This window comes from Stenotrophomonas sp. YJH_SMC_81 (genome assembly GCF_059370875.1).
Window position 1 is genome coordinate 75,519 of the sequence record NZ_JCAFUB010000009.1, and the last position, 14,254, is coordinate 89,772.

General features: G+C 66.5%; 13 protein-coding genes. 3 read left to right on the plus strand and 10 right to left on the minus strand.

The window, feature by feature from the left end; all coding sequences use genetic code 11:
* Window positions 1-189: 189 nt before the first annotated feature.
* Window positions 190-789, plus strand: a complete 600-nt coding sequence (locus AC5P8U_RS16485) for a GNAT family N-acetyltransferase (RefSeq protein WP_072167476.1) — start codon at window positions 190-192, stop codon at window positions 787-789.
* On the opposite strand, the gene AC5P8U_RS16490 is transcribed toward AC5P8U_RS16485, so the two are convergent.
* Window positions 786-1,565, minus strand: coding sequence for a CDP-diacylglycerol diphosphatase (locus AC5P8U_RS16490; protein ID WP_134971857.1), 780 nt, complete (start codon window positions 1,563-1,565; stop codon window positions 786-788). The two genes, AC5P8U_RS16485 and AC5P8U_RS16490, sit on opposite strands and share 4 nt — an antisense overlap.
* Before the next feature lie 68 nt (window positions 1,566-1,633).
* Window positions 1,634-2,293, minus strand: a complete 660-nt coding sequence (locus AC5P8U_RS16495; RefSeq protein ID WP_227837778.1) for a decarboxylase — start codon at window positions 2,291-2,293, stop codon at window positions 1,634-1,636.
* Window positions 2,294-2,463: 170 nt separating this feature from the next.
* Between AC5P8U_RS16495 and AC5P8U_RS16500 the strand changes: the two genes are divergently transcribed.
* Window positions 2,464-2,760: an I78 family peptidase inhibitor gene (locus AC5P8U_RS16500; protein ID WP_069138284.1), complete on the plus strand. Its 297-nt coding sequence runs from the start codon at window positions 2,464-2,466 to the stop codon at window positions 2,758-2,760.
* Window positions 2,761-2,862: 102 nt separating this feature from the next.
* Here AC5P8U_RS16500 and AC5P8U_RS16505 read toward each other — a convergent pair whose 3' ends face one another.
* The 7 genes from AC5P8U_RS16505 to AC5P8U_RS16535 all read right to left on the minus strand — a co-directional run bounded on the left by AC5P8U_RS16505 (window position 2,863) and on the right by AC5P8U_RS16535 (window position 10,741).
* On the minus strand, window positions 2,863-3,747 hold the full coding sequence (locus tag AC5P8U_RS16505; protein WP_447897284.1) for a hypothetical protein: 885 nt from the start codon (window positions 3,745-3,747) through the stop codon (window positions 2,863-2,865).
* 110 nt (window positions 3,748-3,857) lie between these two features.
* The gene (gene dld, locus AC5P8U_RS16510) at window positions 3,858-5,564 is read right to left on the minus strand and encodes a D-lactate dehydrogenase (protein ID WP_447897285.1); all 1,707 of its coding nucleotides are present in this window, start codon (window positions 5,562-5,564) and stop codon (window positions 3,858-3,860) included.
* Window positions 5,561-6,700 carry an FMN-dependent L-lactate dehydrogenase LldD gene (gene lldD, locus AC5P8U_RS16515; RefSeq protein WP_088497346.1) on the minus strand — a complete coding sequence of 380 codons (1,140 nt, stop codon included), beginning with the start codon at window positions 6,698-6,700 and terminating at the stop codon, window positions 5,561-5,563. The genes dld and lldD overlap by 4 nt, the downstream gene beginning before the upstream one ends.
* A gap of 4 nt (window positions 6,701-6,704) precedes the next feature.
* Window positions 6,705-7,469 carry a transcriptional regulator LldR gene (gene lldR, locus AC5P8U_RS16520; RefSeq protein ID WP_012511377.1) on the minus strand — a complete coding sequence of 255 codons (765 nt, stop codon included), beginning with the start codon at window positions 7,467-7,469 and terminating at the stop codon, window positions 6,705-6,707.
* 53 nt (window positions 7,470-7,522) lie between these two features.
* A complete protein-coding gene (lldP, locus tag AC5P8U_RS16525; protein ID WP_227837776.1) occupies window positions 7,523-9,181 on the minus strand; it encodes an L-lactate permease in 1,659 nt (552 codons plus the stop codon).
* A gap of 222 nt (window positions 9,182-9,403) precedes the next feature.
* Window positions 9,404-9,856 carry an MgtC/SapB family protein gene (locus AC5P8U_RS16530; protein WP_005413774.1) on the minus strand — a complete coding sequence of 151 codons (453 nt, stop codon included), beginning with the start codon at window positions 9,854-9,856 and terminating at the stop codon, window positions 9,404-9,406.
* Between the two features lie 126 nt (window positions 9,857-9,982).
* On the minus strand, window positions 9,983-10,741 hold the full coding sequence (locus AC5P8U_RS16535) for an SDR family NAD(P)-dependent oxidoreductase (RefSeq protein WP_447897286.1): 759 nt from the start codon (window positions 10,739-10,741) through the stop codon (window positions 9,983-9,985).
* A gap of 320 nt (window positions 10,742-11,061) precedes the next feature.
* On the opposite strand from AC5P8U_RS16535, the gene AC5P8U_RS16540 reads away from it, so the two are divergent.
* Entirely contained in the window at window positions 11,062-12,015 is a 954-nt protein-coding gene (locus tag AC5P8U_RS16540; protein WP_072167468.1) for a helix-turn-helix transcriptional regulator, read from the plus strand.
* Between the two features lie 120 nt (window positions 12,016-12,135).
* Here the strand turns inward: AC5P8U_RS16540 and AC5P8U_RS16545 are convergent, their stop codons facing one another.
* The gene (locus tag AC5P8U_RS16545; RefSeq protein ID WP_088496135.1) at window positions 12,136-14,046 is read right to left on the minus strand and encodes a CocE/NonD family hydrolase; all 1,911 of its coding nucleotides are present in this window, start codon (window positions 14,044-14,046) and stop codon (window positions 12,136-12,138) included.
* Between the last annotated feature and the right edge of the window lie 208 nt (window positions 14,047-14,254).

Here is a 14,254-nt window from a genome sequence, read left to right on the forward strand (position 1 = left end):
CGGGGGAGCCGTGGCCTGTGCGGCACATAACGATCCCGTAACGAAAGTGTCCTGAATGGGTGGTTTCAACGGAAATGACCAGCCCTGATGGGCTTATGCCTGAACCGAATCAGACCCCCGGCTCCGCTCACCGCATTTTTGCAATGTTTTGAATGGTGCAGGGAGGCGGGCACGGCCATCGTGCCGGGGATGATGATCCCGTATCCCACCTCGCTTCTCCCCCCGTTGCGACCGGTGCTGCGCCGTCACCTGCTGCAGCTGCAGGCCGCACCGGTCACCCTGCGCCCGTTCCAGCGTACCGACCTGCCGCGCTGGCGCCTGTTCGATGATCGCCGCCGGCGCGGCCGACGCCATCCGGCGGGTATCGACGAGGAAGCCCGCTTCCTGGCCCACATGCACCGCTCGCGGCTGGAGCAGGACAACGATCAGCTGATGCTGGGGGTATTCGATGACGAGCACGGCACCGTGCTGGACCAGTTGCATGTCCGCCTGCAGTGCTTGCATACGCGCTGCGCCGAGCTGCTGTCGCTGCAGCATTGGCACCCGCACGCGGATGCAGCGCTGCGGGCGCTGTGCCCGTTCCTTTTCGAGGATGTGGGCGTGCACCGCCTGTTCGTGATGCTGCCACCGGACTGCAGCAGCCCGTTCGCCACTGCACTGCACGCCTTCGGCTTCGAACAGGAAGGGCTGCTGCGCGACCACCACCTGGATCTGGACGGTTGGCAGGATCGCCAGCTGCTGGCACTGACCGCGCCGGTCTGGCGCAGCCGCCAGCACCCCGAGAGTTAGCGGACCCGCTCCAGCGATGCACCTGCGCCGGTCAGCACTGCGCAGGCGTGGTCCTGCAGCTCTTCAGCGCTGGCCTCGTTGCCGGTGCCGGGGTCCACACGGGTGGCCAGCAGGATGAAACCCGGGCCACCCTGCACCGGATCCCGTCCCGCCACCACCAGGCTCCACTGGCCCACGTCGTCCACGCCGGCGAGGTCATAGGCCAGCAGATTGAGCGGATTGGCGGTCAGTTCCGCGCCCGGCAACAGGCGGGCCTGGTACTGATGACCGCGCAGCGGCACCGGCAACGGTGACCACTGGCTGCCCAGGGCAGCGGCATGCACGTCCAACGCCTGCAACACGTCGCCACGCAGGCAATCCACGTGGATATGCAGCTGGTGCTGCGAACGGCCGTGCGGCGAGTTCAATGCCAGGCTCGCGACGTTGCGCGGCAGCGGTTGCCGCAAGGCTTGTTCGGTGTGGCTGCGCGCCTGCCAGGCCGCAGCGAAGTAGTTCGGCGCCCCACGCTGGTAAAGACCGCGGTTCTCGATGCCACTTACCTTGTCCAGCGGCATCAGCAGGAACTGGTAGTCACCGTGTGCATCCTTGACCAGCACGTCACGGCGGCCGGCTGCCGTCTCCACCCGCAGGCAGCTGCCGCGCGGGCCGTCAGCTGCCTGGCAGTCACGCTCGATCAGGCGCCACAGCGCATCGGAATGGACGGGCTGCAGAGGCGGCGCGCTCGCACAGGCGGACAACAGCAGCAGGGGCGACAGCAGCAACGAGCGCAGGGACACGGCGGCGACTCACGGAACAGGCACGGCAGGCGGCGCCGCACTGCATTCTAGCCAGCGCGGTGCTGCAATCAGTAGGTGCCGAACGGCACTTCAACCACGATCGGAGCCACGCCCTCGCCCGCCTGCAGGGTGTAGCGGTCCAGTGCGCCATCATCTTCGGCGTGCGGCTGGCGCTGGAAATGCAGGGGATAACGGTCATCACCCAGGCGCACGGCGCTGCCATCGGCCTCCAGCGCGGCACCTTCGGGAATCAGCAGCCCCCCCAGGTCGCTGTAGGCCCCCGGCACATCGGTGAAACCATAGTCAGCCAGCTCATCCACGCGCTGCATCGCATAGACGTGCGGCAGGTAGGGGCGTGCCGGGCTGCGGCCATTGCTGAGGTCGGTCACCCAGGCCTGTGGCAGGTGGTATTGCTCGCGCAGTGCGGCCACGCCCAGCGACGGGCTGGCCACCTGCAGGCAGCACACCGCGCGCTTGCCCTCACGATCGACAATGGCGAATCGATCGCCACGAGTGGCGGCCTGCGGCAGCATCGCGAACGCCAGGTTGCGCTGAGCGGGTGCATAGCCTGCCTCGGTCTGCAGGTTGCGCCAGGCACCGAACACCGGCGCTTCCGCAACGGCGTCCGGCGCCGGCTCGATGGCAGAGGCGGCAAACGCCACGCCCAGCACCGACACTGCCAGTACCCTTCTCGCCCTGCGCTTGTCGCGCAAACTGCCTGCCGTCATAGCGTATCCAACACCTGCACCGGAATGGCCCGGCCTGCCCGCTGGCGCGCTGCCAGCCATCCCTGCCACTATGCAATGACCACGCTGTGCCGGCAATGACCGGAGTGCTGACGCCTTTCGCGCGACGGGTGCTATCGTTCCGCCCATCTTCCCTGCGCAGGAGCGCTCGCATGTCCGCCTTCCGTCTGTCCCTGCTACTGCCTGCGTCGGCCCTGCTGCTGTCGGCCTGCGTCAGCACCCCTGGCCCGCAGGTCAAGGGTACCGGCCACTGCGATGCCAGCCAGCTGGGCTGGGCGATCGGCCAGCCGGCCAACGAACCCAACATCCGCCGCCTGTCCCGCGAGAGCGGCGCCGGGCTGGTCAACCCGATCGGCCCCAGCACCATCACCACCAAGGACATCCGCCAGGATCGCCTGCGCGTGTACGTGGACAAGGACAACATCATCACCGCTACCCGCTGCGAGTAGGCGCTGTAGAGCCGAGCCCACGCTCGGCTGCGCTTCCGTGACAGCCGAGCGCAGGCTCGGCTCTACAGAAAACTCCAGTCGAGCATGGCTCGACGCTACATGTCAGGGTTCGGTATACCCCGCGCAGTCCGGCAGCGCCTGGTCGGGGTTGAACACCCCATCACTGAAGCGGAACAGCCGCGTGTAGCTGCACGCCGGGTCCTGCTCGGTGCGCAGGTCCTTCTTCTTCAGCGGGCCCTTGGTCAGCGAATCCTCGAAGCGCGAAACACCCGCCGGGAACCGGGTCGCCACGGTCTGGTAGCGCAGCATCGGCATGCCCTCGGCCACCGGATCCAGCCCGAGCTTGGCCGAGAACCCGTATTCGTCGTGGCAGGCGCCTGCGCGCTGCTTCATGTCCTGCTCGCTGAAACAGGCGCGGATCATCGCATTGCCCAGCCATGGCACGGTCAGCACGTCGTCGTCCACCTGGATGTCGTCCTGCAGGTGGCGCACGCGTGCCAACTGCAGCGTGGACGCGTCGGCACCTCCACCGGAGTACATGGTGCTGAACTTGACGATGCCGCCTACCAGCACATTCTGGCGGGCGCGCTGCTGCGGGTCGGTCACTGTTTCGTCGCTGCCCACGCCCGACGCCAGGCGCACGATCCACGGCCACAGTGACAGGTCGGCTTCCTGCGGCACGTCGATGCTGACGTGGTAGGTGTGTGGCTTGCCCTGGCCCTGCACCTTCTCAAGCACTTCCAGCACGCTCGGCCGGTCACCCTCCTCGGCGACCGGCTGCACGCGCACGCACCAGTTGCCGTCCCGCGTGCAGTCGTAAAGCCCCGATGGTCCAGTCTCACTCGCGATCAGCACCTGCCCCAGCGGTTCCATCACATTGCCAGCGGCATCGCGCTGCTGCGGCAGGATAGAAGACTGCGCCAGCACCAGCAGCGGGGTCGCCAGCAATGCAGCGCACAGGGCGGCGCGGACGGGAATGGAAGGCATGGGCGGCTCCTGTGGCTGGGATTCCGATGGTAACCGCTACCCGGACGGCGGCGGGCCTGCCCGGCATCGCCCTTGTAGCGTCGAGCCATGCTCGACTGCCCTTTCCGTCCTCAATGCCCACTGCAATCGCAGCTGCCCCACCCCTTCGCCTTCGAGGTCTGGCCGATGCCCGGGTTGAACGTATTGCTCGGGTCCAGCTGCTTGTAGAACCCGGCCAGCGCCGGCTTGGCCGGGTACAGGTGGCCGACGTTGTGCTCGGCCGGATACTCGGCGCCACGCTGGTCCAGCAGCGCCCACATCGCATGCTCGATCGCCATCGGGTCTTCGCCCTTGCGCGCGATGTAGTCCTGATGGAACACGTGGCACAGGAAGTGCCCGTAATACAGCTTGTGCAACAGGCGGCCGTCGATATCCGCCGGTAGCTGCTCGAACCAGTCGGCGTCGTCACGTCGCAGCGCGATGTCCAGCGCGACGATGTCCTGCACCTGCTCACGATGCACTTCGCGGTAGCGCACCGCGGCACCGGCTACGGCGAAACGATGCAGGAACGCCTTGCGCCCCTCCTCGGCCGTGCAGTGGAAATAGCCGCCTTCGTGGCCAGCGAAGAAATCGCGCAGCCAGGCTTCGGTTTGCGCTGCGTCCTGCGCGGACACCTTCAGCAGCAGGTGATGCTCATAGCGCTGGCGGAACTCACCCATGCGCTTGGGCAGGTGCGAGGGCAGCAGGCCGGTCAGCATCTGCATCACCCGGTCGGTCACCCCGCGCAGGCCCAGCCGTTCGAACCAGCCATCGATGCGGCTCTTCAATGCGAACGCCGCGGGCACACGAGAGGTACCGAGGCGATCAATCAGCAGGAAGCTGTCCTTGCCGTAGCGCTCGCCGATGTCATAGGCATCGCGGTGAATGTACTCGCCCGCGATCGGCAGGCGCTCGAAGCCGGTCAGCAGCTGGCGGCGGATCGCGGTGAGGCTGTCGGTGCGGTTGCTGCCGATGTAGAAGACTTCGGCGGCCTCCTTTTCGAAGGTGTCCAGGCGCACCGCGAACACCGCCAGCTTGCCCGCGGACCCGGCCGCCTCGAAGTGGCGGCTGGGATCGGCGTTGAAACGTGCGGGGGTATCGGCATCGACCTTGCGTACTTCCTCGGCATAGCGTGGATCGGAAGCCGCACGGCCGTCGCCATCGCCCACGTCGGCGGCCGTGTAGTCACCGGCCTGCAGGCGCTGCAGGATCTGCTCGGGCGTGTCACCCAGCGCGATGCCCAGATGGTTGACCAGCTGCAACTGGCCCTGCGCATCGACCTGCGCATACAGCGCCAGCTCGGTGTAGGCCGGGCCACGTCGCACCAGCGCGCCACCGGAGTTGTTGCAGATGCCGCCCAGCACCGAGGCGCCGATGCAGGACGAGCCGATCACCGAATGCGGTTCGCGATCCAGCGGGGCCAGCGTCTGCTCCAGGCGGTCCAGCGTCGCGCCAGGCAGGCACAGCACCTGCCGGCCTTCGTTCAACAACTGGATGCCGGTCAGGCGCAGCGTGCTGACCAGCACGATCGGCCGGCCATAGTCATCGCCATCCGGGGTCGAGCCACCGGTCAGCCCGGTATTGGCCGCCTGCAGGATGATCGCGGCGCCGCCCTGCACCGCTGCCTGCAGCACGCGCCACAGTTCCAGCAGCGTCCCCGGGCGCACCACCGCCAGCACTGGGCCATCGCCGAAGCGATAGCCGCGACGGAAGCGCCGCGTGGCCTTGTCGCCGGTCAGTACATGGCGATTGCCGACCGCATCGCGCAACTGTGCCAGCACGGCGTCGTGGCCGCTCATGGCAGGCTGACCAGCGAATCGCGGCCGATGTCGGCGATGCGGCGCGCACCGGTCAGGGTCATCGCCACGCGCATTTCCTTGGCGATCAGGTCCAGCAGGTTGGCCACGCCGGCCTCGCCCTGCGCGGCCAGCGCATAGATGAAGGCGCGTCCCAGCAGCACGGTATCGGCCCCCAGCGCCAGCATGCGCACCACGTCCAGGCCAGTGCGGATGCCGGAATCGGCGAGGATCTTCAGATCGCCCTGCACCGCATCGGCGATGGCCGGCAACGCACGCGCGGTGGACAGCACGCCGTCCAGCTGGCGGCCACCGTGATTGGAGACCACGATGCCATCGGCACCGAACTTCACCGCATCACGTGCGTCATCCGGGTCGAGGATGCCCTTGATCACCATCGGGCCCTTCCAGAATTCGCGGATCCACTCCAGGTCCTTCCACGAAATGGAGGGATCGAAGTTGCTGCCCAGCCAACCGATGTAATCCTCCAGCCCGGTAGGGTTGCCGCGGTAGGTGGAGATGTTGCCCAGGTCATGCGGGCGGCCGAACAGGCCCACGTCCCACGCCCAGTGCGGATGGGTGATGGCCTGGCCGATGCGGCGCAGCGAGGCATTCGGGCCGCTCATGCCCGAGTGTGCATCGCGGTAGCGCGCGCCCGGCACCGGCATGTCCACGGTGAATACCAGCGTGGTCACGCCGGCAGCCTGTGCACGCTCCAGCGCATTGCGCATGAAGCCACGGTCGCGCAGCACGTACAGCTGGAACCACATCGGCCGCTGGATGGCCGGTACCACTTCCTCGATCGGGCACACCGACACCGTGGAGAGGGTGAACGGGATGCCGCGGCTGTCGGCCGCGCGCGCCGCCTGTACCTCGCCGCGCCGCGCATACATGCCGGTCAGGCCGACCGGCGCCAGCGCCACCGGCATCGCCAGTTTTTCGCCGAACAGCTCGGTTTCCAGGCTCAGGTCGGACATGTTGCGCAGGATGCGCTGGCGCAGCGCGATGTCGGACAGGTCGGAAACGTTGCGCTTCAGCGTGTGCTCGGCATACGCGCCGCCATCGATGTAGTGGAACAGGAACGGCGGCAGCCGGCGTTCGGCAGCAGCACGGTAATCGGTGGAGGCGGAGATGATCATGGGGTCAACCGTGGGGGGAAGGCAGGCGCGAGGCCCGCGCACGCCGGGCTTCGTTGTCATCGAGGGTGCGCAGTGTGGTGTGCACGAACTCGAGGTGGGCATGCGCGGCGGCGCGCGCGCGTTCGGGGTCGCCGGCCAGCACCGCATCCATCATCTCGCGGTGCTGGTCGGACAGCGGCGAGAAGGTCCTCGCCGAGGTGTAGAGCTTTTCGCGGCTCTGCGAGATGTTGGTCTGCAGCAGTTCGAACAGCCCGCGCATCACCTGCAGCAGCACCAGATTGTGCGAGGCCTCGGCGATGGACAGGTGGAAGGCCGCGTCGGCCTCGGCTTCGCCGGTGGGGTCGTCCTTGCCGTGCGCGTCCATCATGGTCTGGAAGGCTTGTGCGATGCGCGCGCGGTCCTCGTCGGTGGCACGCAGCGCCGCATGCCAGGCGGTGGCACCTTCCAGCGCGTGGCGGATCTCCAGCACGTCGAAGCGGTATTCCGGGTCGCCCTGGAACAGCGGCAGGTACGGCGCCAGCGGTTCATCCAGCGCCTGCCGCGCGCGTGCCGCAGGCTCGGCCACGTAGGTGCCGCCACCGACCCGTGCGGTCAACAGACCCTGGCTGGCCAGCTGCGCGATGGCCTCGCGCAAGGCCGTGCGCGAGACCCCCAGCTGCACCGCCAGGGTGCGCTCGGCCGGCAGCCGGTCACCCGGCTGCAGCCGTTGTTCCTGCACCAGGCCGCGCAGCTGCGCGGCCACCTTGTCCGAAATACGTTGCGTGCTCATGGCGCCATTGTGGCCCGAAGCGCGCAGCGGGTGGTCGGCCAGCCGCGCATGGCTCAGGGAATCATCCAGGTCAGCCAGTAAGCCTGGGCCAGGGTGATCAGGCCGACCATCGTGGTGAAGATCAGGCTGTGCTTGACCGTGAAGCGGAACAGATCCGACTCCTTGCCGGCCAGGCCGACCGCCGCGCAGGCAATGGCGATCGACTGCGGCGAGATCATCTTGCCGGTGACACCGCCGGTGGTGTTGGCCGCTACCAGCAGCACGTCGGACACGCCGATCTGCTGTGCGGTGGTGGCCTGCAGTGCCGAGAACAAGGCATTGGACGAGGTGTCCGAACCGGTCAGGAACACGCCCAGCCAGCCCAGGAACGGTGAGAAGAACGGGAACGCGTCGCCGGTATGCGCCAGCGCCAGGGCCAACGTGGCAGACAGTCCCGAGTAGTTGGCGATGAAGGCGAACGCCAGCACCATGCCAATCGAGTAGATCGGCATGCGCAGCTCACGCACGGTCTCGCCGAAGGTCTGCAGCGCCGAACGGACCGGCATGCGCAGCGCGATGATGGCGATCAACGCGGCCAGGATGATCGAGGTACCGGTGGCCGAGAACCAGTCGAACTTGTAGATGGCTTCATAGCTCAGCGGCGCAGCCACGATCGGTGGCATCTTCTGCACCAGCTGGTCCAGGCCTGGCACCGGGATCTTCAGCACCCAGCCTTCCAGCGGACCGCCCGCCGCGAACAGCGACTTGAACGGCTTGATGCTCCACAGCGTGACCATCGCGGTGAGGATCAGGAACGGCGACCATGCCCTGGCGATCTGGCCGACGCTGTGGAGCGGTGCCTCCAGCGCCTGTGCGGCCGCCTCGGCGCTGGTTTCGGTGTCGAAACGGAAGATCCGTACCGGCTTCCAGCGGCGCAGGAACAGGGTCAGGCACACCAGCGACGCCAGCGAGGCGGTGATGTCCGGCAGCTCCGGGCCGATGAAGTTGGAGGTCAGGTACTGCGCGATGGCGAACGAGCCACCGGCCACCAGCACCGCCGGCCAGGTTTCCTTGATGCCGCGCCAGCCATCCATGATCGCCATGATCCAGAACAGCACGATGATGGTCAGGAACGGCAGCTGGCGACCGGCCATCTGGCCGATCTCGAATGCATCCAGGCCGGTGACCTGCCCGGCCACGATGATCGGAATGCCCATCGCGCCGAACGCTACCGGCGCGGTGTTGACGATCAGGCACAGGCCGGCGGCATACAGCGGCTTGAAGCCCAGCCCGACCAGCAGCGCCGCGGTGATCGCCACTGGCGCACCGAAACCGGCCGCACCTTCCAGGAAGGCGCCAAAGGCGAAGCCGACCATCAGCATCTGCAGGCGCTGGTCTTCAGTCACGGACAGGATCGAGGCGCGGATGATGTCGAATTGCCCGGTCTTGACCGAAACTTTGTAGAGGAACACCGCACCGATGATGATCCACGCGATGGGCCACAGGCCGTAGACGAAACCGAAGCCGGCGGCGCCCAGCGCCTGGGGCAACGGCATGCGGTAGAACAACAGGGCCACGCCGAGTGCGATGGCCACGGTGATCGTGCCGGCCAGCCAGCCCTTCATGCGCAGCACGGCCAGGGCAACGAAGAAGAACGCGATCGGCAGCAGCGCGATCAGGCTCGACAACCACAGGTTGCCGGCGGGGTCGTACAGGTGTTGCCAGGGCTGCATGAAGACTCTCGACTGGAAACGGAAGGAGCCCACCGCAGGCGGTGGGTCGCCGTGGCCGTCGATCATTGGTATTACCATTAATGATTGCGATCAGACCACTAGCAGCGGATTTAACCGCTACTCCGACGAAGAGCCTATTAGACCATAGGGCTAGCCCTTTATTGGTCTGACCATTGGAGCCTTCATGGTGGTGCCGGCCGCTGGCCGGCCACTCGACCTTCCCTACGAGATCCGTTTCTCCAACCGCCGCATCACCGCCAGCACCAGCACGCACAGCACGCTGACCCCGATCGCGATCACGTACTTGCTGATCCCCACCGCAATCCCGATCGCCGCCGCCATGATCAGCGAACTGGCCGTGGTCAAGCCGCTGACCTGGTCCTCGCGTGAGCCGCGCAGAATGGTGCCAGCGGCCACGAAGCCGACGCAGGCCACCACCGCTTCGATCAGGCGCACCGGATCAACCTGCAGCAGGTCGCGGTAACGCTCCTGCTGGAAATGCTCGGCCACCGAGTCGCCGAGACCGACGATCAATGCCGCCGCTCCGGCAATGAGCATGTGCGTACGCAGGCCGGCGGCGTGCTTGCCCATTTCCCGCTCGACACCGAGCACACCGCCGAACAGCATCGCTGCGGCTACGCGCAGCAGGATCGAGACATCCTGGGTGAGTTCCATGGGCAAGCTCCGGAATTTTCCCGCAGCGTCGCGCGGCGATTGTGGGACGGCGGTGAAGGCCATGGCACGCCTTCTTCACCGCCCGCTTTCATCCACGCATGGCGTGGATCTGCGGGCCGCATTCGCTCACTGCGCGAGGTAGCCACCATCGATGGCGTAGTACGTGCCGGTCGCGAACGAGGCATCGTCGCTGGCCAGCCAGGCTACCAATGCGGCCACTTCCTCCGGCGTACCCAGCCGCTTCAACGCGTGCCGCCCTTCCAGCGTGGCGCGCACCTTCGGGTCCATCTTCTCCAGCAGTGGCGTGCTGATGAAGCCCGGACCCACCGCGTTGACACGGATGCCGTCAGCCGCATGTTCCCACGCTGCGGTCTGGGTCAGCCCGACCACGCCGTGCTTGGCCGCCACGTACGCAGTGGAACCGGCATAGCCCACCTGGCCCAGGATCGAGGCCATGTTGATGATGCTGCCGCCCGTGCCGGCCGCGCGCATGGCCTGGATCTGCGCACGCTGGCACAGGAACACGCTGGTGAGGTTGACATCGATCACGCGCTGCCAGCCATCGATAGGATAGTCACCGCTGGCGGCGGCCGGCCCGCTGATGCCGGCGTTGTTGACCGCCACGTGCAGGCCGTCGAGTTCCTTGATCGTGCGCTGCACCGCTGCCTCCACCGCCGCCTCGTCGGTGACGTCCAGCGCGATGCCGATGGCCTGTGTGCCGGTGCTGCGCAACTGCGCCACGGTGGCATCCACTGCATCCTGCTTCAGGTCCCAGACCGAGATACGGGCACCGGATGCGGCCAGCGTCTGGGCCACGGCCAGGCCGATGCCCGACACGCCTCCGGTCACGATCGCGGTCTTGCCGGTGAGCTGGTAGTCAATCATCTGCGTTCTCCAAATGCGGGGGTATCGAAGTGGCCTGCAACAGCCAACCTACCTACCTTACGCGCGCGCCCGTGATGGCCGGGCTGACATCGCATCTCCAGATCGTTCCAGCCATGAAACCTCAACTGCAGTTTATGTATGGAATTGCGTACGGATATGCGTGCAAAACCCCGGCGTATGTTCTTCTGCTTTTTCACTTTGGCCGTAATCGCAAATCGTTTTGACCTTATCGAAGTCAAAAGCGCGCGAATCGCGGCGACAATGGGAAACGCTTCCAGTTTCTTCGACACATTCAATTCAACCTGTGTTTGCGCAGAGCGATGTCCCGATATTTCACTTTTGCTGATTACCGCCAGTTCGGCGAACGCCATGGCTACGACTACCGGATCGAAGGGAGTGAACTGCGCGACGACCAATGGGCAGGGCGTGGCGACGTCCACGAACAGTCACTGCGCGGTGGCTTGGGCCTGATCGCCTCGGACGTGCACAACCGGTTCACCTACACGGCCACCGCTGTGCACGGTGCCGGCCTGACCATCCGCCTGATGCTTCAGGGCGAAGTGGATGTCCAGTTTCCTCGTCGCAAGGGGTTCACCCTGCGCGCCGGCACAGGCATGACCACCAGCCACCATGAACCTGTGTCGATGGCCGGGCTGCATCCCGGTGGCAGCCACCTGCGCGGGGTCAGCTTGAGCGTACCGGCCGATCTGGACGTGGACATGCTGCGCCTGCCGGCACTGCAACGGGTCCTTCATTCCCCTCTGCAGTGCCGCCACTGGGCCATTCCGCATGCCTTGCTGCCGACGCTCGCCCAATTGTTCGACAGCCCCTGGCAGGACGACATCGATGCGCTGTGGCGCGAAGGCGTGGCCCTTCAGGTGTTGGCCGTCGGCCTGCAGGCCGAGGATATGCAGACCGAGCATGTACGCACGCTGCGCGCCGGCCAGCGCGAGCGGCTGGAGCGAGTGCGCAGCTACCTGCATGACGACCCCAGCCATGCCCACAGCCTGATCGAACTGGCCCAGCTGGCCTGCATGAGCCCCAGCTCCTTGCGCCGCCATTTTGCCCAGCAATATGGAAGCTCGGTGTTCGACTACCTGCATGAGCAGCGCATGCGCCATGCCGAACAGGGCCTGCGCGAAAACGGATGGACCGTCGAGCAGGCTGCCGCCGCCAGCGGCTACCGCCACCCCAGCAACTTCGCCGCCGCGTTCCGCAAGCGCTTCGGCCTGGTCCCCAGCCGCTGGCGTACGGGCCCCTCGAAGGTGGGCTGAAGGCCCGGGCCCTGGCAGGTGTGGACCTTGGTCGACACGCTCCTGCGCCATTGCGGGTGCCGGCCAGCGGCCGGCACTACCACGTGCTACCAGGCACGGCCCGGCGTCACCCTGCGGGCCTCAATACACCGGCAGATCGATGTAGCTGGCCTGCGCCGCGCTATGCCAGACCCGCTGCGTGGCCTTCTGGTAATCGCCCGGCTTGGCCAGGTAGATGTTCGGCACGTAGGTCTGCGGATTGCGGTCGTACAGCGGGAACAGGCTGGACTGCACCTGCACCATCACCCGGTGGCCCTTCTGGAACGTATGGTTGGCGTTGGGCAGATCGAAGCGATACGGCAGCACCTGGTTGGCGGCCAGCGGCTTCGGATCGCTGAAGCTCTCGCGGTAGCGGCCACGGAAGATCGCCAGCGACACCGGCAGCTCGTAGCCCCCCATTTCCGGCGTCGACGCTTCCTGGTCCGGATACACGTCGATCAGCTTCACCACCCAGTCGCTGTCGGTGCCACTGGTCGACGCCTGCAGATGCACCACCGGCGCGCCGCCGATGCGCAGCGGCGCGGTCAGCGGTTCGGTGATGAAGGTCAGCACGTCCGGGCGACCATCGACAAAGCGCTGGTCCTTGACCAGCCAGGTGGTCCACATGTCGCGGTCACCGAAGCGCACCGGGCGCGGCACGAACGGCACCGGCTTGGCCGGGTCGGACACGTATTCCTCGAAATCACCCTCGCCCGCCGCCGGTGCCTGGAACGCCAGCTTGCCCCCGGCGCGCAGGTACAGCGGCTTGCTGCTGGCGGCACACCCCTTGTCGCAGCTGCGCGGCCAGCCCTTCAAGCGGTCCCAGTGGTTTTCGCCGGTGTTGTAGATCAGCACCGGTGGCGTATCGGCCTTCGGCGCGCCATCCACCAGGTACTGGTCAAAGAAGGGCTTGAGCACGTCGCGGCGGAACTGCAGTGCGGTATCGCCGTCGAACTTCAGCGCACCCAGTTCGCTGCCGCTGTAGTTCACCTGGCTGTGTCGCCACGGCCCCATCACCAGGTAATTGCGGTTGTTGCCGCTATCGCGTCCTTCCATCGCCTGATAGGCGTGGTTGGCACCCCACATGTCCTCCTGGTCCCACAGGCCCTGCAGCCACATGGTCGGCACCTTCAGCGGTGTCTTTGCCATCACCGCGTCCAGCGCCTGGCCCTGCCAGAAGCCGTCATAGGCCGGATGCTCGACCAGCTTCTTCCACCAGGTCAACTGGTCCACGCCGGTGAAACGCGCGTAGTCGCCTGCCGAGCCGATGCGCAGGAAGGTGCTGTAGTCGTCGTAGCCGAGGCTGGGCAGCGGCGTACCCTTGCCGCGCTTCTCGGTCTGCATGGCGAAGTAGTTGAAGTTGACCTGGCGGAACGCACCGTAGTTGAGCCAGTCGTCACCCATCCAGCCATCGACCATCGGGCTCTGTGGTGCGGCCACTTTCAGTGCCGGGTGCGGGTCGGTCAGCGCCATCACCACGGTGAAGCCCTCGTACGACGAGCCGAGCATGCCGACCTTGCCATTGCTCTCCGGCACGTTCTTCACCAACCAGTCGATGGTGTCCCAGGCATCGGTGGAATGGTCGACTTTGGTGTTGTTCAACGGCCCGCGCAGCGGCCGGGTCATCACGTAATCGCCCTCGGAGCCATACTTGCCGCGGATATCCTGGAACACGCGGATGTAGCCGCCGTCGACAAACACCTCGTCACCCTGCGGCAACAGGTCGCGCATGCGCGGCGAATCACTGCGGCTGGCGCGACCGGCAGCATCATAGGGGGTCCGGGTCAGCAGAATCGGCGCATTGTGGGCGCCCTTGGGCACCACGATCACCGTGTACAGCTTGGTGCCATCACGCATCGGCACCATCACCACGCGCTTGTCGTAGTCGCGACCGACATCCGGGGCAACGAACGGCTTGCCGCTGATATCCGGGGTCATCGGCGGGGTATCGGCGGCCAGCACGGTGCTGGACAGGCAAAGGGCAATGGCTACAGCGACGGCACGCACACGCATGGACAACCCCTCCCGGCAGGAAAGCCTCAAGCCTACTCCTGCCTGGCGCCGTGAAGTGTGCGCAGGCTTTGCATTCTTCGGTGGATGCGGGCAGGACTGATGGCACATGTGCCTGCGGTGCCGCCCGCGCTCGCCAACGACCGGTAGTGCCGGCCGCTGGCCGGCAACCGCGTAACGCGCCCCAGGATCATGAAGTTGCCGGCCAGCG

What these genes read in the sequence shown, in the direction of transcription:
- AC5P8U_RS16505 (WP_447897284.1), bottom strand. Translation starts at nt 3,747, where the DNA reads ATGCCTTCCATTCCCGTCCGCGCCGCCCTGTGCGCTGCATTGCTGGCG.
- AC5P8U_RS16535 (WP_447897286.1), bottom strand. Translation starts at nt 10,741, where the DNA reads ATGATTGACTACCAGCTCACCGGCAAGACCGCGATCGTGACCGGAGGC.
- dld (WP_447897285.1), bottom strand. Translation starts at nt 5,564, where the DNA reads ATGAGCGGCCACGACGCCGTGCTGGCACAGTTGCGCGATGCGGTCGGC.
- AC5P8U_RS16545 (WP_088496135.1), bottom strand. Translation starts at nt 14,046, where the DNA reads ATGCGTGTGCGTGCCGTCGCTGTAGCCATTGCCCTTTGCCTGTCCAGC.
- AC5P8U_RS16530 (WP_005413774.1), bottom strand. Translation starts at nt 9,856, where the DNA reads ATGGAACTCACCCAGGATGTCTCGATCCTGCTGCGCGTAGCCGCAGCG.
- lldR (WP_012511377.1), bottom strand. Translation starts at nt 7,469, where the DNA reads ATGAGCACGCAACGTATTTCGGACAAGGTGGCCGCGCAGCTGCGCGGC.
- lldP (WP_227837776.1), bottom strand. Translation starts at nt 9,181, where the DNA reads ATGCAGCCCTGGCAACACCTGTACGACCCCGCCGGCAACCTGTGGTTG.
- AC5P8U_RS16500 (WP_069138284.1), top strand. Translation starts at nt 2,464, where the DNA reads ATGTCCGCCTTCCGTCTGTCCCTGCTACTGCCTGCGTCGGCCCTGCTG.
- AC5P8U_RS16540 (WP_072167468.1), top strand. Translation starts at nt 11,062, where the DNA reads ATGTCCCGATATTTCACTTTTGCTGATTACCGCCAGTTCGGCGAACGC.
- lldD (WP_088497346.1), bottom strand. Translation starts at nt 6,700, where the DNA reads ATGATCATCTCCGCCTCCACCGATTACCGTGCTGCTGCCGAACGCCGG.
- AC5P8U_RS16495 (WP_227837778.1), bottom strand. Translation starts at nt 2,293, where the DNA reads ATGACGGCAGGCAGTTTGCGCGACAAGCGCAGGGCGAGAAGGGTACTG.
- AC5P8U_RS16485 (WP_072167476.1), top strand. Translation starts at nt 190, where the DNA reads ATGATGATCCCGTATCCCACCTCGCTTCTCCCCCCGTTGCGACCGGTG.